Annotated in this window: 18 protein-coding genes and 6 pseudogenes; 20 read left to right on the top strand and 4 right to left on the bottom strand. The window is 58.0% G+C overall.

Going from position 1 to position 23,611, the window contains the following annotated elements; translation table 11 throughout:
- Positions 1 to 24 precede the first annotated feature (24 nt).
- Both OEZ49_RS22005 and OEZ49_RS22000 read left to right on the top strand, forming a co-directional pair.
- On the top strand, positions 25 to 630 hold the full coding sequence (locus tag OEZ49_RS22005; RefSeq protein WP_317853194.1) for a BamA/TamA family outer membrane protein: 606 nt from the start codon (positions 25 to 27) through the stop codon (positions 628 to 630).
- Positions 631 to 677: 47 nt separating this feature from the next.
- Positions 678 to 1,038 (top strand): annotated as a pseudogene (locus OEZ49_RS22000) (IS3 family transposase); the annotation flags it as partial.
- Between the two features lie 236 nt (positions 1,039 to 1,274).
- Here the strand turns inward: OEZ49_RS22000 and OEZ49_RS21995 are convergent.
- The gene (locus tag OEZ49_RS21995; protein WP_450103990.1) at positions 1,275 to 2,048 is read right to left on the bottom strand and encodes an IS110 family transposase; all 774 of its coding nucleotides are present in this window, start codon (positions 2,046 to 2,048) and stop codon (positions 1,275 to 1,277) included.
- 55 nt (positions 2,049 to 2,103) lie between these two features.
- Between OEZ49_RS21995 and OEZ49_RS21990 the strand changes: the two are divergent.
- Together OEZ49_RS21990 and OEZ49_RS21985 are read left to right on the top strand one after the other, a co-directional pair.
- A pseudogene (locus OEZ49_RS21990) lies at positions 2,104 to 2,383 on the top strand (integrase core domain-containing protein); the annotation flags it as partial.
- A 194-nt stretch (positions 2,384 to 2,577) separates the two neighbouring features.
- On the top strand, positions 2,578 to 4,131 hold the full coding sequence (locus OEZ49_RS21985) for an amidohydrolase family protein (RefSeq protein ID WP_263390302.1): 1,554 nt from the start codon (positions 2,578 to 2,580) through the stop codon (positions 4,129 to 4,131).
- A gap of 20 nt (positions 4,132 to 4,151) precedes the next feature.
- Here OEZ49_RS21985 and OEZ49_RS21980 read toward each other — a convergent pair whose 3' ends face one another.
- Entirely contained in the window at positions 4,152 to 5,240 is a 1,089-nt protein-coding gene (locus tag OEZ49_RS21980) for an IS630 family transposase (protein ID WP_263390301.1), read from the bottom strand.
- Between OEZ49_RS21980 and OEZ49_RS21975 the strand changes: the two are divergent.
- The 5 genes and pseudogenes from OEZ49_RS21975 to OEZ49_RS21955 form a co-directional block, all read left to right on the top strand.
- Positions 5,215 to 5,439: pseudogene (locus tag OEZ49_RS21975) on the top strand (transposase); the annotation flags it as partial. The gene OEZ49_RS21980 and the pseudogene OEZ49_RS21975 sit on opposite strands and share 26 nt — an antisense overlap.
- 86 nt (positions 5,440 to 5,525) lie before the next feature.
- Positions 5,526 to 6,533: an IS110 family RNA-guided transposase gene (locus tag OEZ49_RS21970; RefSeq protein WP_263390300.1), complete on the top strand. Its 1,008-nt coding sequence runs from the start codon at positions 5,526 to 5,528 to the stop codon at positions 6,531 to 6,533.
- A 259-nt stretch (positions 6,534 to 6,792) separates the two neighbouring features.
- Positions 6,793 to 7,614 (top strand): annotated as a pseudogene (locus OEZ49_RS21965) (IS110 family transposase); the annotation flags it as partial.
- A gap of 134 nt (positions 7,615 to 7,748) precedes the next feature.
- Positions 7,749 to 8,087, top strand: a complete 339-nt coding sequence (locus OEZ49_RS21960; protein ID WP_263390299.1) for a hypothetical protein — start codon at positions 7,749 to 7,751, stop codon at positions 8,085 to 8,087.
- 4 nt (positions 8,088 to 8,091) lie between these two features.
- A complete protein-coding gene (locus tag OEZ49_RS21955; RefSeq protein WP_263390298.1) occupies positions 8,092 to 8,451 on the top strand; it encodes a potassium channel family protein in 360 nt (119 codons plus the stop codon).
- Positions 8,452 to 8,591: 140 nt separating this feature from the next.
- Here OEZ49_RS21955 and OEZ49_RS21950 read toward each other — a convergent pair.
- Both OEZ49_RS21950 and OEZ49_RS21945 read right to left on the bottom strand, forming a co-directional pair.
- Positions 8,592 to 8,909 (bottom strand): annotated as a pseudogene (locus OEZ49_RS21950) (integrase core domain-containing protein); the annotation flags it as partial.
- A gap of 386 nt (positions 8,910 to 9,295) precedes the next feature.
- Positions 9,296 to 10,342, bottom strand: coding sequence for a helix-turn-helix domain-containing protein (locus tag OEZ49_RS21945; protein ID WP_263390297.1), 1,047 nt, complete (start codon positions 10,340 to 10,342; stop codon positions 9,296 to 9,298).
- Between the two features lie 216 nt (positions 10,343 to 10,558).
- Between OEZ49_RS21945 and OEZ49_RS21940 the strand changes: the two genes are divergently transcribed.
- The 11 genes and pseudogenes from OEZ49_RS21940 to OEZ49_RS23130 all read left to right on the top strand — a co-directional run.
- Positions 10,559 to 11,818: a carbohydrate porin gene (locus tag OEZ49_RS21940; RefSeq protein ID WP_263390296.1), complete on the top strand. Its 1,260-nt coding sequence runs from the start codon at positions 10,559 to 10,561 to the stop codon at positions 11,816 to 11,818.
- Positions 11,819 to 11,927: 109 nt separating this feature from the next.
- The gene (locus OEZ49_RS21935; RefSeq protein ID WP_143028639.1) at positions 11,928 to 12,815 is read left to right on the top strand and encodes a hypothetical protein; all 888 of its coding nucleotides are present in this window, start codon (positions 11,928 to 11,930) and stop codon (positions 12,813 to 12,815) included.
- A 57-nt stretch (positions 12,816 to 12,872) separates the two neighbouring features.
- Positions 12,873 to 14,555: an amidohydrolase family protein gene (locus OEZ49_RS21930; RefSeq protein ID WP_263390295.1), complete on the top strand. Its 1,683-nt coding sequence runs from the start codon at positions 12,873 to 12,875 to the stop codon at positions 14,553 to 14,555.
- A gap of 324 nt (positions 14,556 to 14,879) precedes the next feature.
- A complete protein-coding gene (locus OEZ49_RS21925; protein ID WP_263390294.1) occupies positions 14,880 to 16,214 on the top strand; it encodes a metal-dependent hydrolase family protein in 1,335 nt (444 codons plus the stop codon).
- 1 nt (position 16,215) lies between these two features.
- Positions 16,216 to 17,550 carry a metal-dependent hydrolase family protein gene (locus OEZ49_RS21920; RefSeq protein ID WP_263390293.1) on the top strand — a complete coding sequence of 445 codons (1,335 nt, stop codon included), beginning with the start codon at positions 16,216 to 16,218 and terminating at the stop codon, positions 17,548 to 17,550.
- 6 nt (positions 17,551 to 17,556) lie between these two features.
- Entirely contained in the window at positions 17,557 to 18,903 is a 1,347-nt protein-coding gene (locus OEZ49_RS21915; RefSeq protein ID WP_263390292.1) for a metal-dependent hydrolase family protein, read from the top strand.
- Positions 18,904 to 18,908: 5 nt separating this feature from the next.
- On the top strand, positions 18,909 to 20,246 hold the full coding sequence (locus OEZ49_RS21910) for a metal-dependent hydrolase family protein (protein WP_263390291.1): 1,338 nt from the start codon (positions 18,909 to 18,911) through the stop codon (positions 20,244 to 20,246).
- Between the two features lie 57 nt (positions 20,247 to 20,303).
- The gene (locus OEZ49_RS21905; protein WP_263390290.1) at positions 20,304 to 20,990 is read left to right on the top strand and encodes an ABC transporter ATP-binding protein; all 687 of its coding nucleotides are present in this window, start codon (positions 20,304 to 20,306) and stop codon (positions 20,988 to 20,990) included.
- Positions 20,990 to 22,348, top strand: coding sequence for an ABC transporter permease (locus OEZ49_RS21900; RefSeq protein ID WP_263390289.1), 1,359 nt, complete (start codon positions 20,990 to 20,992; stop codon positions 22,346 to 22,348). The genes OEZ49_RS21905 and OEZ49_RS21900 overlap by 1 nt, the downstream gene beginning before the upstream one ends.
- Before the next feature lie 20 nt (positions 22,349 to 22,368).
- The gene (locus OEZ49_RS21895) at positions 22,369 to 23,025 is read left to right on the top strand and encodes a DUF3299 domain-containing protein (RefSeq protein WP_263390288.1); all 657 of its coding nucleotides are present in this window, start codon (positions 22,369 to 22,371) and stop codon (positions 23,023 to 23,025) included.
- Positions 23,026 to 23,241: 216 nt separating this feature from the next.
- Positions 23,242 to 23,415, top strand: a pseudogene (locus tag OEZ49_RS23130) (IS6 family transposase); the annotation flags it as partial.
- Positions 23,416 to 23,611: the final 196 nt, after the last annotated feature.

Genomic DNA, 23,611 nt, shown 5'->3' with positions numbered 1-23,611 from the left:
ATAACCGCAGAGACATAATCAAGGCTGGGTCAAATCTCGATAAAAATACCGGGTCACTTCTCAGCAAAAATCAACACACATGCAACTTGGGATACGCGAGATAACACTTTCTATCCGACGACCGGCGTACTGATCTCGGGAAAGATTTCGCGCGCGGGCATCACGGATCAGGCATTCGGAAACCTGCTTACGATATCGGACAGAAGTTACTACAAAGGCGTGGCTTCCGCATCTACCTACAACGCGATTGGGGAACATGGTGTTCTTGCCGTCATTGCCTCTGTCTGCGGTGCTGGCCGTGATGCGCCATTCTTTGACTCTTGCGGTGTTGGTTTCTCTGACGGCTTGCGTGGATTTGGCACTCTGGACAACTTGCAAAACTGGTCTGCCTCCGCCCAAGTGGAGTATCGAGGCCGCTTCTCTGAACGTTTCGGTTATGTCGCGTTTGCCGGTCTCGGCGGCGGCGGTGAAAGCATCAGCGCCATTTCGACGAAAAACGGCGGAGCCGCGGCTGGCGTAGGTTTGAGGTATCGTATCGCCAAGAAATTCGGGTTGGACTACGCCGTTGATTACGCGGTCAACGATCAAGGTGAAGCGTTTCTATACCTCTCTCTTGGGCAACGGTTTTGATTTCATCCATAATGTTGGCTGAGTGAAAATTCCCGCAATACCAATCCTACCGGCGGCTGCACATCTTGCTCCGCCGAGAGGGCGGGGGCGTGAACTGGAAGAAGCTCTACCGCATCGACCGTGAAGAGCGGCTCATGGTGCGAAAACGCGACTGCCGAAGCGGGCGCTTGGCGCGTGGGCACCGATGGCGATCCCGCACGGCCCAATAACCAGCGTTGGGGCCTCGACTTGGTGTCTGACGCACTGTCCTGCGGACGACGGTTGCTGGTGATGTGCGTGATCAACGACTTCAGCCAGGAGCGCCTGGCCACGGTCGTCGATACCTCAATCTCTGGCGTCAGGGTGGCTCGCGAACTGGACCGTATCGCTGAGATCCGGGGCTATACCTGCATGGTAGTCAGCGACAACGTCCTATATCGGGAAGATTTGGCTGCTTAAGTCAGCAGGTCATGGGACATCCGGTGTCCCGAATGCCCTGATATGGTTGCCCAAGCGGTCTCTGCCGTCAAGAAGCGGTTTCTCCCATAGCAAACACAGGGTACACGTGATGGCGGCCCTCACCGTCCTTAAGACGAGATCCAAAATCCCAAGCGGAAGACCTGAACATTATCTACGAGGTCAGCGAACTGCCTCCACGGCTCTTATCAGACAAGGGTGCTTCCGCCTGGGCTCGCCCCCTCGAAGAAGGGGCGATAGGGTTCGCCGTGTTTGATCACGGCGTGTACGGTGCGCGCCATCTTAGCCGCGATGGCGGTGTAGGCCTTCTTCAGACTGCTCCGCTTTGCGATCCTCAAGCCCCAGGCTCGGATCGACGTCCATTGGCGCGAGCGGGTGAGCATGACGTGGGCCGCAGTGAAGAGCGCCGTGCGAGTGAAGGTATCGCCGGACCGGCTGATGCGCCCCCTCACGTCGGTCTCTCCAGAGTGGTATTGTCGCGGTGTCAGACCAAGGTGAGCGCCGACATCACTCGAGCGGCGGAAGCGCCCCGGGTCGTCGATCGTCGCCTTGAACGCCAGTGCCGTGACCGGGCCAACTCCGGGGATGGTCATGAACCGGCGGCAGAGTTCGTCGTTAGCCGTGAGACGCAAAAGTGCCCGGTGGAGTTCGGCAAGTTGCGTCTGCATCTCGGCGCGCCCGCGAAGCAATGCGGACATACAGAGCTCGAGGTTCGGGTGCCCCTCCACAAGTTCACGCACCCGGGCCTCGAAGTCCCTCGCCGCGACGCGGCCGACCTTCAGCCCGAATGGACGCAGATCCGGATCAGCACCTCGTGGCGATGCTTGGAAATGTCGATGGCGACCAGGACGGTCAAAGCGGTAGATTGGGTAGCGGTCATAGCCGGTCTTCTCAGCGGTATGGTTCAGCAAAAACACTGTTGTGGACCTGAGACCCAGTCTTAGCCACCCGCTGCGCGACATGAAGGCTGCGCGCGTGGCCATGACCTGTCGGTAGCGCTTCTTCCCTTCATGCTATGGCAGCGAGTTCATCTCGCGGGACCTCGATCTCTGGGCCTACGCCAACGACGTCACGTCGCACTTCTCGGCTCGGCAAACCCACGGACAATGGCTTCATTGAGGCATCTGGCAGCAAGCTCCGGGACGAATGTCTGAACCCACACTGGATTATGAGCCTTGCAGATGCGCGGGAAAAGCTGGAGGATTGGCGTAGGAACTACAACGAGGACAGGCCCCAAGGCGCGATCGAATACATCGTCCCGCTTGACATGCATTGGCCCGATGGCGGCACCAGCCCTGCATCGGGAGACAGCCGGAAAAATCCAGCGTCTGTCGGTCCAATGTTGGGGAGCGGTGCAATGGAATGAAATGGTCTTTCGCGAGCTGGACCATAGATTGGAACACATACTGGTTTGGTAGTGGATAGGCCGAGTACAATTGAAACAGCGCTTAGACGAGTAAAAAAGTTTGTGGCTAAGTGGAGGTTTAAAAAATGATTTTGAGAATATTTGCTCTGGCCACGGCACTCTTGACCTCGAGCTCGACCCTGACGTTGGCTCAAAGCTACGATCTCGTCATCAAGAATGGCCGGGTAATGGACCCCGAAACCGGTTTTGACCGCGTGGCTAATGTCGGCGTCGTTGACGGCACCATCTCTGCCATCACTGAAGAAGATATTTCGGGCTCGAAAGAAATCGACGCTAGTGGTCTTGTTGTGGCACCAGGCTTCATTGATATGCACAACCATGTCGGTGGGTTGCCGTTTGGTCAAAAACAGGCCTTGCGCGACGGTGTGACAACCCAGCTGGAGCTGGAGGCGGGTGCATATCCAATATCGCTCTACTATGAGCGGCTGGAAGGCAAGTCGAAAACGAACTACGGCGCGAGCGTGTCTGTCCTGGGTATTCGAGAATCCGTCATGAACCCGGACTACAACAGCAAGTACGGCTCATATCTTCTGGATGGCGGGCTCACGGAACCGACCATGGACTTCACGCTTGACGCTCTCCAGTCAAGGCCGGATTCCGATCAGATTGCCGAGATCGTGCAACGCATGGAAGAAGGCCTGAAACAGGGTGGGCTCGGATTTGGTAATCCTGTCGGCTACGCAACCGCCAATTTGACATCGCAGGAGATGGTCGAGATGCACCGCCTTGCAGGCGAATATGGCAGTTTCAGTGTCATGCATGGGCGGTTTTCGAGCAATCTTCCACCAACGACAGGCATCATGTCCGTTCAGGAGGCGCTTTCGAGTGTCGCGATTTATGGCGGCGGCCTCTACGTGAGCCACATCCATCAACAGACGCTGAGGAATACTCCATACGCCCTCGACATGATCAAAGATGCACGGTCTGCCGGTATCGACGTCGTTGCAGCAATCTATCCTTACAATTTCGGCGCTTCGGTCATCAGCGCCGATTACTTGGATCCCTTGAACTACGGTCCGAACATGGGGCGCAGCTACGAAGACATAACCGAACAGGCGACCATGCAGCCGCTGACGAAGGAGCGCTACGAGGAACTGATAGCAAACGAGCCAACCGCACCGATCCTGTTTGTGGGTGTTGAAGAAGAAATCATGCTCGAGGCCCTTGCCGACCCGAAAACTCTGGTGGAAAGCGATGCGTTCACCTCTGTTGTTTCAGCCACGGGTGAGACGGCCGTCGGTTGGGATGTCGCCTATGAGGAAGTGCAGGCCCATCCGCGTGCGGCAGGGTCACATGCCAAGGTCCTGAGGCTAGTGCGTGAACAAGATCTGATGCCGTTGATGCTGGCGGTGTCCAAGATGACTTACATGCCTGCGGTTTTCATGGAAAGAAATGGTGTTCCTCGGATGGCGAAGAAGGGCCGTATCCAGAAAGGCGCCGATGCCGACATCACCATCTTCGACCCGGAAAACGTTGCCGACATGGCCACCGAGAAACGGGGTGGATTGGCCTCCGAAGGCATACCGTACGTGATTGTGAACGGGAGCATAGTCGTTGATGATTCGCGGGTTGTCATGGATGTGTTTCCGGGCCAGCCGATCCGCGGCGATCTGAACTAGTGTTCCGAATCTGACACTTGCTACCGGTTTCCCCGGAATTCATCGAGGGCGTTCAGGGCGCGGCGCTCACGGGCGAGGATGTCGTCGGCCGTTTTGGTCCAGATGAAGGGCTTCGGCTTGACGTTGTGTTGCAGCAGGTAGTCGTAGATGGCGGTCTCCAGGTCGTCGACGCTGGAATAGCTTCCGCGGCGGATGCGTTTCGACGTGATCTCGGCGAAGAACCGTTCGACCAGGTTCAGCCATGAGGCGCTGGTGGGAGTGAAATGTAGCTTGAAGCGCGGGTGTTTTGCCAGCCAGGCCATCACCTCGGGCGTCTTGTGTGTGGCGTAATTGTCGAGCACCAGGTGCACGTCGCGCAGACCCAGGACCGCGCGGTCGATACGGCGCAGGAATTTCAGAAATTCCCTGGCGCGATGGCGGGGTAGGCACTCGCCGATGACGACACCGGATTTGACATCGAGCGCGGCGAAGAGCGTGGTCGTGCCGTGGCGCTTGTAGTCGTGGGTCATGGTGGCGGCGCGGCCCTTCTTGAGCGGCAGCCCCGGTTGGGTCCGGTCCAGCGCCTGTATCTGGGACTTCTCGTCGACGCAGAGCACCACTGCCCGCTCCGGCGGATCGAGGTAGAGCCCGACGATATCGGTGACTTTCTCCTCGAACAGTGGATCGTTCGAGACCTTGAAGCCCTTCGTCAGGTGAGGCTTCAGACCGGCCTCGGCCCAGATGCGGCCCACGCTTGAGGGCGAGATGCCCACCGCCTCGGCCATCAGAGACCGGCTCCAGTGGGTGGCGTTAGGCGGGCTCTCCTGCACCGTCTTGGCGATCACCTTCAGGCGCGTTTTCCGAGGCAACGACGGCACCCGCGACGGCCGCGTCTTGTCGCGTTTGAGCCCGGCCACGCCCGCGTCGAGATACCGTTCCTGCCAACGCCAGACCGTCGGCTTCGACGTCTTCGCGCGCCGCATGATCTCGAAGGTGCCGTGGCCATCCGCCGTCGCCAGCACGATCTCGGCCCGCCAGACCAGCTTACGGGGGGTGTTGCGGTCGGCGACCAGAGCTTGAAGCTCGGCACGGCCATCGGGGCTCAGGGAAGCGTTGAAAGACAAAGGCATACGCGCCTGCATTCCCGGCCGGAAGCAACGCAAGACGCCGATCAAGTACGACAAGCGCCGCTACAAGCGGAGAAATCGTATCGAGATCATGTTCGGCAGGCTCAAGGATTGGCGGCGTGTTGCGACCCGCTACGATAGATGCCCGAAGGTCTTCCTCTCAGCCATCGCTCTCGCAGCAGCCGTCATCTTTTGGCTATAAGTCATCGGGTAATTTGTGGCCGCTTCCCTCGGAGCTGAAAGAGGGCTCACACTTCTGGCTGTCGAAGCTGAAGGAAGGACGCAACCATGAAACACTATGCCGGACTGGACCTGTCGATGGACAGCACGCAGGTTTGCATCGTCGATGAAAACGGTGGGAAAGTGGCCTCGATTAAGGTCGAGAGCGCCCCTGACAAGATCGCATGTGCGTTGGATCGAGTCGGCGACATTGAGCGGGCGGTGATCGAATCCGGCCGCATGTCGCCGGCAATCTGCCACGGTTTGCGAGCTCTCGGCGTTCCCGTCGTTTGCATCGACGCACGGCAGGCGCATCAGAGCCTAAAGGCATTAAAGGCGAACAAGACTGACCCGCATGACGCAGCCGGGCTGGCGCAACTTGCCAGGACAGGCTTCTACAAGGAGGTGCATGTCAAATCTCCGGCCGCCCATGGCGTGCGTACCGTCATTGCGACGCGCAGCCATCTCGTCGAAGCCCGGGTGCGGCTCGACAACATGATCCGAGGAATATGTGCAACATTCGGCTTCAAACCCGGCCCCGGGCAGGGCAAGGCATTCATCGACCGGGTGATGACTGCTGCCGATATACCGGGCCTTGGCCAGAGCATCACGGCGCTGGTCGCCGCCAGGGCCGGATTGGTGGAACAGATCAGGCAACTGGATCGTGTCTTGCGTGAGTTCGCTCACCAATCGTCGGCCTGCAGACAGCTCATGAGCATCCCCGGCGTCGGCGTTCAAACTTCTGCCGCTTTCGCCGCGGCTATCGATCAAGCGGACCGCTTCCGGCAATCTCGCACCGCCGACGCCTACTTCGGATTGGTCCCCAGGCGTCACCAATCCGGGGAAATCGACTGGACGGGACGCATCACCAAACAGGGTGACAGCATGGTCCGCAAGCTGCTCTACGAAGCGGCCAATTCGATCCTGACGCGCAGTCGTGGCAACTTCGCCCTCAAAACCTGGGCCCAGAAGATCGCCAAACGCCGAGGCCTGAGAAAGGCGCGCGTGGCGCTTGCCAGGCGGCTTGCTGTTATCATGCACGCGATGCTGCGTGACGGCACTTTGTTCGAAGCGTGAGGTGAGATAGAAATCATTTGCCAGCGGTGAAGCCAGAAAGCTGATCCGAGGGCGGTGTCCCGAGAGGGAACGCAGGGACGAACGATCTGCGAAGGTTACCGGATGGGCCCAAAAGCCCGCTTCGAGTCAATGCAACGTTCGGCCTTGTGAAACCCGATACAGCACGATCGCCTCAAAGCAATCAGTGCGGACAGATCCTTGAAACCCTCAAGGGAAACACCGCCAAGCTCCGCAAATTACAGATCCTGACCCTAGCTCTGGTTTTGATGTTCGGCTCATGTCGCCGGAAAACGTCAAACCTTATGTGAAGGCGCAGAAGAATGATGACCGCGACACGGAGGCGATTGCTGAAGCCGCAACGCGTCCTACAATGCGGTTTGTTCGGATCAAGACACATGAACAGTCCGATGTGCAATCCCTGCATCGTGCGCGGTCTCGGCTGGTGTCGGAACGAACCGCTCTGATCAACAACCAGCGCTCTCTTTTGCTGGAGCGCGGCATCACGGTCGCCCAGGGTCGCAAGAAACTCGAAGCGGAGTTGACCGTCTTTGCCGATGAGGAACACCCGAATCTATCCTCTCGAATTCGAGGTCTGATCGAAGACATGCGCGCACAATGGCGATCTCTGGACGCGCGGATCGCGGCCTTTGACAAGGAGTTCATGGCGATGGCTCGGGAGGACGTGGCGGCGCAGCGTCTGATGAGCATCCCAGGCATTGGCGCCATCAACGCGACCGCCTTCGTCGCAGCGGTTGGCAATGCAGAAGCTTTTGGACGTGGTCGCGATCTGGCGGCGTGGCTTGGGCTCACCCCAAGGCAGGCCTCGACAGGCGGTCTGCAGAAGCTCCTAGGTATCTCAAAGCGCGGCAGCAGATACTTGCGCAGCACATTGATCCATGGTGCGAATGCGGTGTTACACAGATTGATCTATGAACCATCGCAACTGGGGGCTTGGCTTCGCGACCTATCGGCCCGTGCCCACAAAAATGTGGTCGTGGTGGCACTGGCGGCAGAGCTTGCGCGAACGATCTGGGCTTTGCTCAGAATGGAACAGGGCTACCAGCGCGTGGTAGCAGCCTGACAAGACGGGCAACTGGCGAACGGCGCCGGTTGCCCTGCCTGCGAGTGGTTGAGAGGAGATGGCCTGACAGTTGATCGGCGGCGGCAAAACCTGGAGAAAGTGAATGGTCGTGACAGACCGTTGTGATTATGAGGATGCCGGCGCGCGAACCCCATCTTGGCCAGGGCAAGACCCTGAGACCGGATACGTTGATGCAGACTGCGCAGAGCTTGAACCAAAAACAACTTGCAGACCGGGCGGGCCATATGTTCATCCAGTGCGGGAGGATGTTTCATGTCAGCACCAATGCCAAGCGCGCTTCGGACGCGGTGTTAATTCAGAATTTCCGAGATCCGCTGTCTGGCACGCATGATCGACTGGGCCATGGCGACGCCTCGTTCATAAAGCAAACCCCGGATATCGCAAACGGAAGCATTGCGGTGATTGACACGAAACCGATAGAAAGCTGTTTCCCAAGCATGTATAGCCTGTAACACGATGCTTCCGTTTGCTCTTACCATCCTGCGCTTCCTGAAGGCGATTTGTCGTTCTTGGTCCGACGAAACCTTCAGGGCCGGGATCGCAGTTGCAATCCTGCTTCTGCTTTCCGGGACGACCTTCTACCGGATGGTAGAAGGATGGTCCTGGCTCGACAGCCTGTATTTTTCCGTGATGCTCATATCGACAGTTGGCCTTGGTGATCTCTACCCTGTTACCGAGTTCGGTAAGATTTTCACGGTTTTCTACGTTTTCGTTGGTGTAGGGGTATTCGTGGCGCTTTTTGCACAGTTTGCGCGCGCTTTGGTCATCGGGCCCCGGAAAGATGCCCCCCCCGATCCGGAGAACCTAAAAGAGTAGTGCGTCACAAAGAAGCCGAAATAGCTTGCATGTGGATGACCTACCCCCCCCCACCGGTCCCTCGCCCATAACAAGAGCCTGTGGGTTTGTGCTCTGAGCCCCAATCTTGGACCGCCAGAAGCAGCATTTTTCCGGCTCTGTCACGATGACGGGCTGGTGACGCCATCGGGATAATGCATGTTAATCGGGACGTTGCATCCGATTGCACTGCGAGGCCTGTCCTCATTTTAGTGCCGACGTCAGTCTTCCGGGTTTTCGCGGGCACCTGGAAGACTCACGAACCAGTGTGCGTTCAGGCAATTCGCCCGGGGCTTGCTGCCAAACGCCTCAGTGAAGCCATTGTCCGTGGGCTTTCCAGGCCAAGAGAAGTCGAGGGTAACGTCGTTGGCGTAGGCCCAGAGATCGAGGTCCCGCGAGATGAAATCACTGCCGTTATCGACTCTGATCGTCCTGCGGTATGATCAACCGATCCTCTTGCGGTGCCCATCCTCTGAGTGGGATCAGATTTGTCTTCACCGAGGTTTCGTCAATGAAGACAACGCGCCCGGGCTGTGCCGACACCGCCGGGATACGGTGCCTGAACCATGTCTCGCGCTGTTGCCGTACCTTGGCTCGACAGCGTTCGGCGGCCATACAATGGCGATTGGACACGATCTCGCGCTTATCGGGATCAATATGCTTCCAAATGTCTGGATCAGTTTTCTGTCGCCGCCTGTCGGGAGGACCGGGATGGTGTGCATCACTGCAGCCCGTCAAAGATACTGCGAACTGGCAGTGGCGTCTTCGGCACTCATAGGGCGGACAATACTGTCGACCAGTCCGGCGATCTGAAAACCTTGGATCGCTATGGGGCTGAACAAGTAAAATTGGTATCCCGTAGAACCGCTCGTGTTTCAGCAAGCACCGCCGAGGGCAGTTTGCCAAACTGCTCTTGGAACTTTCTGGCGAAATAGCCGGATTTGGTGAAGCCGGCATCCAGCGCCACCTCTTTCACCGACCTGGGCGGGGTGGCAGGGTTGGTCAACCGCTCATATGCTGCGCCTAGTCTCAAGGCCATTAGGCACTCACTTGGTGCGAGCCCGTGAATTTCATGGAACGCCTCGAAAAGCCGCGTCTCACCAACACCCAACAAGCTGCAAAGCTGTGACAGGCTCGGAGGCGCATCCGGTGTATCAAACGTCAGTCGTCGTGCTTCCGCTGCGATATCAAAGGCCCGCCTTCGCGCGCCATGAAAGCGCGGTGCGTTGCCAACAGTCGTGAAATACTCGTGCGCTAGCACATCCACAAAATCCCGATCTAGCGTACCAAGGTACTTGTGTACCCCGTTTGCGGTTTCTTTCGTGTCGTTTTGAGAGAGACTGCTTTGAAGTCTAAGCGCCTGAGACACTAGCCGCCTCGAAGGCCTGAACCTCAACCATTTCATATCCAACCGTAAATCGGGCTGACCCGAAAGCGCACGCAAGGCCTCCTCCAGCGCTGGTCGATAAACTCCTATTGTTAGATTATCCCGCCCTTTGCCGTGCGCTGTATAGCCGTTGGGATCGCCGGTGATGAAGGCATCGCCCGGCTTGACCTCCTGCCCGTCGAAGATGTAATCGCCTATCCATGACAACGGGATGTGCCAAGCTAGCCATTCACGGTGAGGAACGGTGTAGCCAGTGAAACGGCCCGGAAGATACATCCGAGACACCGAAGACATCTTTCCTGCAAATTTTTTCCCGAAAAGGCTCGGGGCACCCGCGTCAAGTAACGCTAGATGACCTTCTCTTATCGGCATACCGCGTAGTTGTTCCGCAAAACTTACAATCTTCTGGAGACCCGCCGGTTTTCCAGAAATTTCTTCAGTTTTGGCGTTTGACAGCCCGATAGAGTGACGAACTTTTGGTCTCATGTTTAGTTTTTGAGCAAAAAGCCTGTAGATAAAGGATTTTCGGCCTGAACAGCGAAGGATTCAGGCCCGTTCTCGTGATGGAAGAACCCCACTTATGACATAACCTTAAAGGAGCGTGAGTAAAGAAGCAGGTTCAAGACCAGAACGGCTTTGCCTTTGAAGTTGCAAAACCATGAGCGAGCTGTGCCGTCTAAGCCAAACGAGGATCTAGAAGTTTTGAATTTTTCGACCTTTTGCCGACTTTCAGCTTTGCCGATTATTCTGTCGTTGCCAGCCTTCGTTTTGCCGTCCACTGTTTTGGCCCAGCAGGTGAGTAGCGTGCTGTCGGGGCCTGACTCCACGCCTAACCTTCTCAGCTCTGATGCGCAGGAAAAAGACGACCTGCTGAACGTCGATGCTCAGCAGGGCTTTGACGACTGGAAAGCGGGCATAAAGGAGCGGTTCGGGCTGGATTTTGGGATCGATTACAACGTACTTGGATACACTGCGAGTTCTAGCCTCGGAGAAAGGAAAAGTGCCAGCGGCGCCTTTCGTCTTTTCGGGACATGGGATCTGGTCAACCGTGAGGGTCCTAATACCGGTAGCTTGATTTTCAAGTTCGAAAACCGACACGCGTTCACTACGGTGCCGCCCACGGGCTTCGGTGGGGAATTGGGCTATGCTGGTCTCAACAGCTCAGTGTTCAGCGATCAAGGTTGGCGTGCAACGCATCTCTATTGGCAACAGGAATTCGCCCAAGGACGCGGCGCAGCCTATATTGGGTGGTTGGATGTGACGGATTTCGTCGATGTTTATGCCCTTGCCAGCCCCTGGACCGGTTTTTCCAACATTGCGTTTCAGACCGGGTCCGGAACCATCGGAGGCCTGCCGGACGGGGCGTTGGGGGCAATGGTCGGCGGGTTCCTGACCGATAACATATATGCTTCAGCAGGGATCGCAGATGCCAATGCGGATCCGACCGACCCGATTAGTGGTTTTGATACTCTGTTCGATCAAGGCGAAACATTCAAGTCGCTTGAAATCGGCTGGACTTCGGGTGCCGAAGCGCTTTTCGTCAACAATGCTCATCTAACCTTCTGGCAAATCGACGCGCGTCAACAGGCAGGAACGCCGGGAGGCCACGGCATTGCCTTTTCCTACACTCATGTTTTGGGAGATGCATGGCTGCCCTTCATACGTGGAGGTTGGGCCGACGATGGCGGCAGCCTCTACGAGGCCGCCGTGAGCGCGGGTTTCGGTTACACCCGTCAGCCTGGGAGAAACCTGCTCGGTGTGGGTCTCAACTGGAGTCGGCCGAATGATACAACCTTTGGGCCAAATTTAAGAGACCAGTACACGCTGGAGGTTTTTCAGCAATGGCAGTTGACCGAAGGCTTGGAGCTGACGCCGAGCGTTCAGATCATCAAGAACCCGGCCCTGAACCCAAACAAGGATACGGTTGCATTGTTCGGCTTGCGGTTCCGGGCATCGTTTTGATGAGCGCGCGCCCTCAGGACTCGGCTAAGGAACTAAGGAGCAGATCCGACCAGGCGGATGCCGGTTGAACCTGTGCATACAGAGCCGCTTGATCATAAGGAGACGAAACGTGGAACAACACGGTGACACTCATTTCATCCGAAGCATAAGCACAAAACGCGACTGTTCAGGGTTGGGAAATGCCGGGAGATACGCGCGTTTGTGCAGTTCGGCCGCTTGTCTAATCGCGTTCGCAAGCGCGACCTTGGCGGAGGAGGAAATCAACAACGGGACAAACCCCATCAAGCTCACCAGCCAAATCGCGCTTCAGTACCAGTTCAATCAGATCGATTCCAACCTCAACACGGGTCTGCTCGAGTTTGCCTATACAAAGCCTTTCGGCGATATGAGCCAATCCTTCCGACTGACCGTGCCTTTCTCGGACAGTCCGTTCAACGCTAACCCCACCTTTGGGGATACGGCAGCCATTGCAGCGGCCAATCCTTCCGTGGGCAACGAAATGCGGCTTGGCGATATAAGCCTCATGTTCATCAAGGTCTTCGGCGTAACCGAAAAGAATGGCGCCGCGGCCACGTTCGAACTGTTTCTGGACACGGCCGAGACGCCGACGGCAGGCTATGGTCAATTTGCTGCCGAAGCCTCTGCCTACTACGCGTGGTTCCTCGATAACGGGTCGATCTTTTCGCCAGCCATAGTTCACACCTTCGGGCTCGAAGGTGGCAACAGCCTGGGCGTGGACGTCAATACCACAACTATCGACTTCTACTATGTGCCCAAGCTCCCAACGTCGAAATACTACATGACCTTCGACCCGGCGATCATCCACGACTGGGAGAACGACGCGACCTTCGGCAGCTTGCAGGTCACATTTGGGATCATGACGGGCAAGGCATTTGGCGGCGACAGCCAATTATTCATCAAACCCGGTGTCCTTTTCGGCGGCGACGCTCCGGCCGATTGGTCGGTGCAGTTTGGATACAAGATTCTGAACTTCTGAGACAAAGGGCAACGGTTCTAACGATCTAGTCAACGGAATCCTGAAACGGAGAACTTTATGCAAAAGATAATTTCAACCGCCTTACTGGCCTCTCTTGCATGGTCGACCGCACATGCGCAGGACTATGACCTGGTCATCCTGAATGGGAGGGTCATGGACCCCGAAACGATGCTTGACGGGCAGTTCAACGTGGGTATCAAGAATGGAAGGATCGAGGTCATCACGCCAAGCGAGATCACCGGCGCCGAAACCATTGATGCATCAGGCCATATCGTCGCGCCCGGTTTCATAGACCTGCATTTCCACGCCCTCGACGGGCTCTCGCTGAAGCTGGCCGCGCTTGACGGCGTGACTACCGGGATGGATCTGGAGGCTGGTGCAATTAACGTAGCCGAATGGTATACTGAAAAGGATTCAACCGGCTGGCCGCTCAACTATGGAACCGGGGTCAGTCAGGAGATGACACGGACCCGAGTCCATGACCCCGAGGTCGATACTAGCGGTTGGCACGATGCCACCAGCGTTTTCGACCTGCGCGCTCAGGCAGTGCAGGATGGTGTGCCGGGTTGGTCGGTTACGCGCAGCAACTCTGATCAGTTCAACCAAATCCTAACCTATATCGACGAAGAATTGCGTCAGGGTGCAATCGGAATTTCCTCGACCATCGGCTACATGACCGAAGGCGTGACCACCTTCGAAATGTTCAAGACCCAAGAAATCGCGGCGAAATACGGCCGCTTCCTCGGCGCGCATGTGCGGTTCCACGGCAACCCCTCCAACCCCGAAGGTCCGCTAGGCACCAGCGAATTGCTGGCCAACGCGCTGGCGCTGGATGCTCCGTTCTCGCTTAACCACAACAACGAGTATGGTTGGTGGGAGAACGAGGAGAAACTTCAGAAGGCTCGCGCGCAAGGATACAACGTCTGGTCGGAATACTATCCCTATTCGGCGGCTTCGACGGCGATCTCCGCAGAGTTCTTTCATCCGGACAAGTTCGCGATCATTTCGGGTGGGCGACCCTACGAAGAGACGATCTACGATCCGGTTCAGGACAAGTTCCTGACGCGAGAAGAGTGGGAGAAAACCTCCGCAGAGTTTCCGGGTCGCTCGATCTTTGCCTTCAATCCCAAACGTGACGAATGGCTCCCCTACTGGCAGAGAATGCCGCACATGATCGTCGCCTCCGATGCAATGTGGTCCGGCAAGGGGATCGACTCCTGGGACCTGCCGCCCGAAGAATATGTCGGTCATCCGCGAACTGCGGGCACGCGCGGCAAGGTTCTGGCCGGCGGGCGCGAGCAAGGCGTCCCACTGATGTTCACGATCGCGCAGATGGCCTATTGGCCGGCATATCACCTGGGCTTGACAGGTCTTGAGGGGATGCAGGAGCGGGGCCGCCTGCAGGAAGGTATGGTCGCCGACATAACGATCTTCGATCCGGAGAACGTGAAAGACAATGCCACCTACAAGGCCGGTGAGCAGGGTCAGCCGACCACGGGCATTCCCTATGTCATCGTGAGCGGTGTGCCTGTCGTGAAGGAAAGCGAATTCCAGTTGGATGTTCGTCCGGGCAAGTCGATCCGTTTCCCGGTGGAACAAAAGGGCCGCTTCGAGCCCGTCACATTCGAGGCTTGGGAGAAGGCGCACACGATTACCGGCTTCACCATCGACCCCGGCGCGCTGGGTCAGCCTGACAGCGGTGCTGACGCGGGCGTGTCGCGCCAAACCGGGGATGAGTGATGCGGCCACCTATCCGTCCAAGCCTGGCGATTGTAGCGAGCATTTGCGTCGCAATCGGGACGATCGCGTCGGCCAACGATAGGGATGAGAAGATGGTAGGAACTCTTGGCGTCTCGTCCCTCGATCCGCTTGCGCAGTTGGTTGCCCCGGATCTGGACCGCATCGCTGAAGAGAACGCAGCCTCAGCATCTGATCTTGCGGGGCAGGGGGCGTTTGCCACCGTGTTTTGCCCTGTGCATCTACAACTTGAGACTCAGGTTATGGACTTCTCGAGACGGCGGAAGTCCAATTAGCTTGTTTCGGGTATTATTTGGAGAAAGAACCATGCAAATTCAAAATCTTGTCGCCATTCTTGTTACGGTTTCAGCGAACGCCGTGTTCGCTCAGGAGGCATCCAACCAGACCCTGATCACCAACGTAAATGTCTTTGACGGCGTGAACGAGGCACTGATCGAGAACGCCAATGTAGTGATCAACGGCAACCTGATCGAGACCATCTCGACCGAGCCGCTGGCCGTGGCCGGCGGCAAGGTGATTGACGGGGGCGGCCGCACGCTGATCCCCGGCTTGATCGACGCGCACTGGCACACGACCTACGCTTACACACCGCAAAGTACGGTCGTATCCGGTGATATCTCGGAAGTTGCGATCCGCGGAGCGCTTGGCGCCGAAAAAACACTGATGCGCGGCTTTACAACGATCCGTGATACCGGGGGGAATCCATTTTCGATCAAGAAGATGATCGATGCGGGCGAACTTGTCGGTCCGCGCATTCTGCCCTCGGGGCCGCCCATTACGCAAACCGGAGGCCATCTCGACTATCGCCCCTACCAGGCGGTTCCGATGAACCAAGGCGACTCGCAGTGGTACTGGTACGCCAATGGGCTGATGCTCCAGGCGGACGGCGTGCCCGATGTCATTCTGCGCACGCGCGAGGTGATGCGCATGGGTGCCTCGCAGATCAAGATCGCGGCAGGCGGCGGCGTGTCTTCGCTCTATGACCCGATTGACGTCCGGCAATACACGCGGGCCGAGTTGGAAGCCTTTGTCGAGGTCGCCGACACTTACAACACATACGTTCTGGCGCATATCTTTACCGACGATGCCGCGCAGGTGGCAATCGAGGCGGGCGTGAAGTCGCTGGAGCACGGTATGCTCTTCAGCGAAGAAACCCTTCGAATGATGAAGGAAAACGACGTCTGGCTCTCGACCCAGCCAATCCTGAATGACGAGACCGCGCTGGCGTTCGATGATCCGGTCAGCACGGCGAAATTCCTTCAGGTCACAGATGGCACTGAGAAGGTGTATCAACTCGCAAAGGAGATTGGGGTGAAGATCGCCTTCGGAACCGACATGCTGTTCGACCCGAAGACAGCCGAGTCGCAGACCCAGTTCCTGACGAAGTTGAAGCCGTGGTTCACACCCTACGAGATCCTGAAGATGGCGACCTCGGACAATGCCGAGCTTTTGGAACTTGCCGGCCCCCGCCATCCCTACCAGGAGGGCCCGCTGGGCGAGATCACCGAAGGAGCCTATGCCGACCTGATCCTCGTCAACGGTAACCCATTGGTGGACATCGATATTGTCGCCGACCCGCACACCAATTTTGTCCTTATCATGAAGGATGGAGTTATCTACAAAAACGCTCTGGAGAACTGACATGAAAAACAGGATGAAACTGATAACGGCCGTATTCTGTGTGGCGGCGTCGCTAGCCGCGGCGCAGGAGACATCCGACCCTGGCACGGTAATCACCGGCGCGCGTATCTTCGACGGCTTGTCGCCTGATCTGATCGAGGGGCAGGATGTTCTGATCCAAGACGGCATGATTGCGGCAATCGGTGCCGCTTTGGCACCTCCCGAGGGCTCTGCCGTGATCGACGCAAACGGACGGGTCATGATCCCGGGGTTGTCAGACGTACATTGGCACGTGACTATGGCAGAGGTGCCTCAGACTACTCTTCTGACTGGCGACGCCTACGAGATCGCGGCGAGGGCAGTTCCGACGGCCGAGCGCACTCTTATGCGTGGCTTCACTACGGTTCGCGACCTTGGTGGCAATAGCTTTGCTTTAAAGAAACTGATTGATAGCGGGATTCTTGTCGGACCGCGCATGCTGGTCGCAGGCCCGCCGCTCACGCAGACCGGGGGACATTATGATTATCGCCTGCCGCACGACGTGCCAGCTGACAGTACGATGGACTACTGGGGGCGCACGGCTTTTTTTGTAATTGGTGACGGAGACGCAGAGGTTCGAAAGCGTGCGCGTGAAATCTTTCGGATGGGAGCCAGTCAGATCAAGATAGCCGCCGGCGGTGGTGTTGCGTCGATCTTTGACCCTCTAGACGTGCGCCAATACTCGCTGGAAGAAATGAAGGCGATCGTGGACGTGGCTGAGAGCTATAATAGTTATGTCGCAGCGCACGTAATCGCTGACGAAGCTGTCCGGATGGCCGTCGAGGCCGGAATCAAGAGCATCGAACATGGGATGCTGCTTGAACGCGAAACTTTGGAACTCATGAAAGAAAAAGGCGTCTGGCTCAGCACCCAACCCTTGCTGGACGACGAAGACCGCATGGTCTTCCCGACCGCAGAGTCCACCAAGAAATGGCTTGTCGCAACGGCTGGCACCGAAAAGGTCTACAAGATGGCCAAGGAAATCGGGGTAAAGATTGCGTTCGGTACGGACGCGTTGATGGACCCGGAAATGGCTGCCAAACAGGGCAAATATCTCAGTAAGCTCGAAAAGCTTGGTTTCACGCCCTATGAAGCGCTTAAGATGGCGACTTCGGACAATGCTGAACTCATGGAAATGGCTGGGCCGCGTCATCCCTATCAGAAAGGCCCGCTGGGCGAGATCAGCGTTGGTGCCTATGCAGACCTGATCCTTGTCGATGGGAACCCGTTGGAAGATCTGAGCCTCGTCGCAAACCCCGAAGATAACTTCGACCTGATCATGAAAAACGGTGTCATATACAAAAATGATATGGAGTAAAACGCAATGCTCAGACGATTTATGATAACTTCTTTCTTCGCACTGGCGGCTCCCGTGGCGGGGGCGCAGAACGACCCGACGGGACCCATCGTCATCACGAATGTGAATGTCTTCGACGGGTCGAGCGAAGAACTGATCGAGGGCGCGAATGTCGTCATCGACGGTAACCTGATTGCGGAGATCACCACCGAAGATGTTGTGGTTGCCGGTGGTCGGGTGATCGACGGCGGCGGCCGCACGCTTATGCCGGGGCTGATCGATACTCACACGCACATCATGCTGCATTCGGATCCCGTGACGCAATTGATGACGCAGGATGCATTCGAACAAGGGGCTCGCGGCGCAGCACGTGCGAAGGCCTATTTGGATGCCGGGTTTACCACTGTGCGAGACTTGGGTGGAAATTGTTTTGGCGTAAAGAATGTCATCGACGCGGGCGTTTCACCAGGGCCACGGATTTACTGCGGCGGCGCCAGTATCACTCAAACATCCGGACATGGCGACTTCCGGATGACGAACGACGGGCACCCGAGGTTTGACGGCTTTGCGGCCTCTGGTGTCGCCAACACGACGAAGACCACTATCATCGCTGATGGCGTGGATGACGTGCGCGCCGCTGTCCGTGAAATGCTGTTCCGGGGAGCGTCCCAAATCAAGGTACACGCAGGTGGCGGCGTAACCAGCTTCAAAGACCCGCTGGAGGCAGCTCAGTACACCCAGGAAGAACTCAACGCAGCGGTGGAAGAGGCTGAGCGTTACGGCACCTATGTGACGGTACATGCCCAAGTGAATAACGCCGTTGTGGCATCCCTCGATGCAGGCGTCAGAACCGTTGAACACGGCCTGATCATGGAAGAGGAAACCATGGTGAGGATGGCCGAGGAAGGCGTCTACTGGATCCCACAGGCGTTTCTCGCGCTTCAGGACGTCTCGAGCAATCCACTGTTTCAGGACCCGATCCAGAATGCCAAGTTGGCCAAGGTCAATGCAGGCGCGCGCCAAGCCTTCGAATGGGGCATTGAACACGGCGTCAAGACGGGCTGGGGAAGTGATGTTTTCGGAGCAAATGATATCTTTGCTACTTTCCGGCAGGAATTCGCCTTTCGTGACGAGTTCTACGAACCCATTGAGCAAATGCAACAAGTCACCGGTGTGAACGGAGAAATTCTCGCTCTGAGCGGTTTGAAGAACCCGTACGTAGATGGTCCGCTCGGTGTCATCGCCGAAGGAGCTTACGCGGATATCATTCTGGTCGACGGTGACCCGACCCAAGACATTCACCTTTTGATGGACTCGAAAAACATTGCCCTGATCATGAAGGACGGCGTGATCTACAAATCCGATATGGAGTGAGAATTATGCTGCGCAAAACGTTTATAACATCTGCATTCGCCCTCGCGGCTTCGGTCGTGGGAGCGCAGGAGGACGTAAAAGAAACGCAAGTCCTGTTCGAGAACGTGCGCGTTTTCGACGGTGTCGGAACGGAACTGAGCGACGCAACCAATGTGCTGGTCACCGGAAACATGATCAGTGCGATTGGTGCTGACGTGGCTGCTGACAGCGATGCGACGATCATCGCCGGCGATGGACGGACACTAATGCCGGGCCTCTCGGACTGCCACTGGCATTCGCATTCGATCGCAGTCACCAATCCCGAACTGCTTTTCGGGGATCCCTTCAAGAACATTATCAAGGTTGCCCTCGAATCAGAGCATACGTTGATGCAGGGCATCACCACCGTGCGCGACGTGGGCGGCAACATTTTTGGCGTCAAGGCACTGATTGACGAGGGGCGCCTCGTGGGGCCGCGCATTCTGCCCTCCGGGGCCTACCTGACGATGACCTCCGGTCACGGTGAAATGCGCTTGCCCAATGTCCTGCTGCGCCCCGAAGGCCGTGCATTGATCGACCAGGAAATTCTGGGACATACGGCGATTGCCGACGGAGTGCCCGCAGTCTTGAGGCGCACACGGGAAAACCTGATGCGCGGGGCCACACAGATCAAGGCGATGGCAGGCGGTGGCGTCGCGTCATTTTCCGATCCCCTGGACGGCGCACAATTCAGTCTTGAGGAACTCAACGCGATCGTCGAGGAAGCCGAGAGATGGAACACTTACGTCACCGTTCACACCTACACCGCGAAAGCGGTTCAGCACGCCTTGGAGGCTGGCGTCAGAAGCATCGAACACGGCCAGATGATCGACGAGGAAACGGCGCAGATGCTTGCGGAGACTGACGCATGGTTGTGCCTGCAACCCTTCCTGGACGACGAGGATAGGATCCCTCTGGATGGAGAGTTCAACAACCGCAAGTACGATCAGATGCTTGGTGGAACCGACACTGCCTACAAGCTGGCCAGGAAATACGATGTCAATGTCGGCTTCGGTACGGACATGCAGCAGAATCCTGCCATGATCGACCGCTGGGGCGCGCAGCTGGTGAAGCTTACGAATTGGTACACACCAGTCGAGGCGCTGCAAATGGCAACCAGCATCAACCAAGAGTTCTTCAAGATGGCGGGTGAGCGGCATCCCTATCAGAAAGGTCCGCTCGGGGTCGTGCAGGAAGGAGCCTATGCCGACCTGCTGCTCGTCGAAGGTAATCCCCTGGAAAACATCGAGTTGGTCGCCGACCCCAACTCGAACTTCAAGATCATCATGAAGGACGGCGTGATCTACAAGAACACGCTGGAGTAACAACGACCGCCCGCCGCGAAAGCGCGGTGGGCGGCTTTTTGTCCGCGAGGCCGGTTTATGCACCCATTGCGAATTGAACGACTTGTCTACCGGTGGCCGGTCGCGGCGCGCAGCACACTGGGTATTGGCGCGCTGTCTCTGGCGTCCGGCGAGCGCCTGTTTCTCCATGGTCCCAGCGGGTGCGGAAAATCGACCCTGCTGTCGGCGATTGCGGGAGTGGTCGATGTGCCCACGGGGGCCATACTTGTTGCGGACAAGGACGTAGGCGCGTTGAATGGCGGCGCGCGGGACCGGTTCCGGGTGGATCATATCGGCATGATCTTTCAGGTATTCAATCTGATCCCATGGCTGAGCGCGCTCGAGAACGTCCTTCTTCCCTGTACATTCTCCAAGCGTCGGCTCGAGCGCTCGGGCGAGGATCCTGCGGGAACGGCCCGGAATCTGCTCGACGAACTGGGTCTGTCGGATCCGTCCCTAGCATCCAAGCCGGCTAGCGAGCTCAGCGTGGGCCAGCAACAACGGGTTGCTGCCGCGCGCGCGCTAATCGGCAAGCCGGACCTTATCCTTGCGGATGAACCGACCTCGGCGCTCGATGAGGTGGCCAAGGCGGCCTTTGTCGACCTGCTGGCAAGGGAGTGCGCCGAAGCGGGCACCGCGCTGCTCTTCGTGAGCCATGACCGCAGCCTGGAGCATCATTTCGACCGCAGTGTAGATTTTCTCGCCCTAAACGGTGGCGCGGCCTGATGCTGGGGTTCAGCCTGCGCAGCCTGTGGAACCGCCGCTTCGTGGCCGGCCTGACCGTGCTGGCCATTAGCCTCAGCGTCGCGCTGATCCTCGGTGTTGAACGGCTCCGGGACGGCGCGCGTGACAGCTTTGCCAACTCCGCGTCCGGGATAGACCTGATCGTGGCGCCGCGCGGCAATTCGGTGCAGATCCTGATGGCCACCGTCTTCGGCGTCGGCGGCACCGGGACGGGCATGACATGGGACAGCTTCGAGTGGCTGGAAGATCGGCCCGAGGTGGCCTGGGCGGTCCCGATCCAGATGGGCGACAATCATCGCGGCTATCCGGTGATCGGGACGGATGCATCGTATTTCGAGCATTTCCGGCACTCTGGCGGTCAGCCTCTCTCCCTCGCCGCAGGCACGTTCCTTTCCGGTGACGGGGCGGATGCCGCCGTGGTCGGGGCCGAGGTCGCGGCGCGGTTCGACTATGCCCCCGGTGCGGTGATCGTCAACGCCCACGGCTCGGGCGAGGTTTCCTTCGACCTGCACGACGACGCGCCCTTCACAATATCGGGTGTGCTCGCGCCGACGGGTACCGCCGTCGACCGGATGGTCTTCGTCACGCTCGAAGGGTTCGACGCCCTGCATGCGGAAGAAGATGCGCCTGCTGCCGACCCCCTCGACCCGGCCGCCATGCCCACCGACGATCATGACGATCATGACGATCATGACGATCATGACGATCATGGCGGGCATGACGGGCATGACGATCATGAAGATCATGGCGAACACGAAGGCACGGAGGCCAAACACAGTCACGAACCGGACCGGATCAATGCCGTCTACGTTGGGCTGATCGATCGGACGAATGTCCTTGGTCTGCAGCGGGCCATCAACGAACGCCCCTCCGATGCGTTGAGCGCAGTCCTCCCGGCGGTCGCGCTCACCGAGCTCTGGGGGATTACCGGGACAGCGGAGCGCGCGATGCGACTGATGGCGTGGGCCGTGGCTTTGGCAGGGATGATCGGCATGGTGGTCATGCTCTCTGCGACCCTCGACACACGCCGCCGCGAATTCGCGATTCTGCGGTCTGTTGGCGCCACGCCCACCCGTATCTTTGCGCTAATTGTCGCCGAGGCCGCCATCCTCACCGCGGCGGGGCTGATCCTTGGCCTTGTTCTGCTCACGGTGGCCACGTTCGTGACCGACCCGATCCTGTCTGCCCGCTTCGGTCTGAGGTTGGGATTGAATGTCTTCGGTGCGCGCGAAATGGCCACCCTTTTCGTCATCTTCTGCGCCGGGCTCCTCGCCTCGCTCATCCCGGCGGTCCGGGTCTACCGCATGACGCTGGCCGACGGGCTGTCGGTTCGGCTATGATAAATGAAGGGGATTCCTCCATGACCATGTTCGCCCGTCTCGTCTTGATATTCTCGCTTGCCCTTTCTCCGGGCTTCGCGCAGGCGACTGAACCTCAGGAAATCTCGTGGGCTACGCTTGCATCTCCTGCCGCCGTGATTGAGAACCCGTTCGAGAACCTCACCGATGATCAGATGGACAGCTTGCGCCAGATCCTACGGTTCGAGGCACGGGCAGAGCGGAGCGATGACGCTGAAGCCCGCGCCGAAGCGCAAGCGTTGCGCAAACAATTGGCCGACGAGGGCCTCGATGTCGACTGGTTGTTCGCCGCGCGCCTCGCGATCATGGAAGAACGTGAAGCTGCGGCCACCGAGGTGAACGAAGACCTCGTTGGCATGAGCGTCCGCCTGCCGGGCTATGTTCTGCCCCTGGAATTTAAGGGTCGTAAGGTCGTCGAGTTTCTCCTCGTGCCTACGGTCGGCGCCTGCATCCATACTCCGCCGCCGCCCGCTAACCAGATCGTCCATGTCGTGTATCCCGAGGGCATCGAGGTTAGCGGTCTTTTCACCCCGGTATGGATCACCGGGACCATGGTCGCCCAGAGTTCGGTTCAGACGGTTGGCTATGTCGACGGACAGGCCCCGGTTTCTGTCAGCTATTCGATGCAGCCGCAGCTGGTCGAGGAGTATGGCGGCTGAACCCCGATGCACAGGGCAGATCGGTATCTCGGCATGGCAGGCTATAAGTGGCGGCGAAAGCGTCGCTTAGGTGGTGTCAGAAGGAAACCGGTTGAGACGGGCTGGGCAGTCTCGTAGCCTCTCGGCCTGCCGAAACGTGCTCTTTAAATATTTCCACAGCAGGAGGTGTCAAGGCGATGGGCTTGAGCGGGGCAGGGCGAGCCGTAGACTCTGGCCATGACGACTCCCAACCGGTTTCGCTACTTTAGCACGAGCCGCGAGATCATCCAGCTGGTGGTTATGCTGTACGTCGGATTTCCCCTGTCACTGCGGAACGTCGAGGATCTCCTGCACGAGCGTGGCATCGATGTGAGCCACGAGTCGGTCAGATTGTGGCTACAGCGTCTCGGTCGTAAGCGTCTGGTCTGACCGCTCTGCCGCGGGGAGATAGAGGCGGATAGGGCTATGCCGCGGAATTTGGTCTGACGATCGCGACGGGCATGGTGCACATTCCCAAACTGCTCTCACGCTGTTGCGGTCAATGCCGGCGTTTCCTTTCTCTTTTTCTTCGCGGCTTCCGAGCTTGCCTTGTAGCGGTAGCTGTCGT

Origin of the sequence: Ruegeria marisflavi (assembly GCF_025673445.1) — a bacterium.
Classification (GTDB): Bacteria; Pseudomonadota; Alphaproteobacteria; order Rhodobacterales; family Rhodobacteraceae; genus Ruegeria_B; species Ruegeria_B marisflavi.
This window is presented reverse-complemented; position numbering and strand designations above follow the sequence as displayed.

Coding starts and splice junctions, on each gene's coding strand:
- OEZ49_RS21995 (WP_450103990.1), bottom strand. CDS start 2,048: ATGTCGCGCAGCGGGTGGCTAAGACTGGGTCTCAGGTCCACAACAGTG.
- OEZ49_RS21985 (WP_263390302.1), top strand. CDS start 2,578: ATGATTTTGAGAATATTTGCTCTGGCCACGGCACTCTTGACCTCGAGC.
- OEZ49_RS21980 (WP_263390301.1), bottom strand. CDS start 5,240: ATGCCTTTGTCTTTCAACGCTTCCCTGAGCCCCGATGGCCGTGCCGAG.
- OEZ49_RS21970 (WP_263390300.1), top strand. CDS start 5,526: ATGAAACACTATGCCGGACTGGACCTGTCGATGGACAGCACGCAGGTT.
- OEZ49_RS21960 (WP_263390299.1), top strand. CDS start 7,749: ATGCCGGCGCGCGAACCCCATCTTGGCCAGGGCAAGACCCTGAGACCG.
- OEZ49_RS21955 (WP_263390298.1), top strand. CDS start 8,092: ATGCTTCCGTTTGCTCTTACCATCCTGCGCTTCCTGAAGGCGATTTGT.
- OEZ49_RS21945 (WP_263390297.1), bottom strand. CDS start 10,342: ATGAGACCAAAAGTTCGTCACTCTATCGGGCTGTCAAACGCCAAAACT.
- OEZ49_RS21930 (WP_263390295.1), top strand. CDS start 12,873: ATGCAAAAGATAATTTCAACCGCCTTACTGGCCTCTCTTGCATGGTCG.
- OEZ49_RS21925 (WP_263390294.1), top strand. CDS start 14,880: ATGCAAATTCAAAATCTTGTCGCCATTCTTGTTACGGTTTCAGCGAAC.
- OEZ49_RS21920 (WP_263390293.1), top strand. CDS start 16,216: ATGAAAAACAGGATGAAACTGATAACGGCCGTATTCTGTGTGGCGGCG.
- OEZ49_RS21915 (WP_263390292.1), top strand. CDS start 17,557: ATGCTCAGACGATTTATGATAACTTCTTTCTTCGCACTGGCGGCTCCC.
- OEZ49_RS21910 (WP_263390291.1), top strand. CDS start 18,909: ATGCTGCGCAAAACGTTTATAACATCTGCATTCGCCCTCGCGGCTTCG.
- OEZ49_RS21905 (WP_263390290.1), top strand. CDS start 20,304: ATGCACCCATTGCGAATTGAACGACTTGTCTACCGGTGGCCGGTCGCG.
- OEZ49_RS21900 (WP_263390289.1), top strand. CDS start 20,990: ATGCTGGGGTTCAGCCTGCGCAGCCTGTGGAACCGCCGCTTCGTGGCC.
- OEZ49_RS21895 (WP_263390288.1), top strand. CDS start 22,369: ATGACCATGTTCGCCCGTCTCGTCTTGATATTCTCGCTTGCCCTTTCT.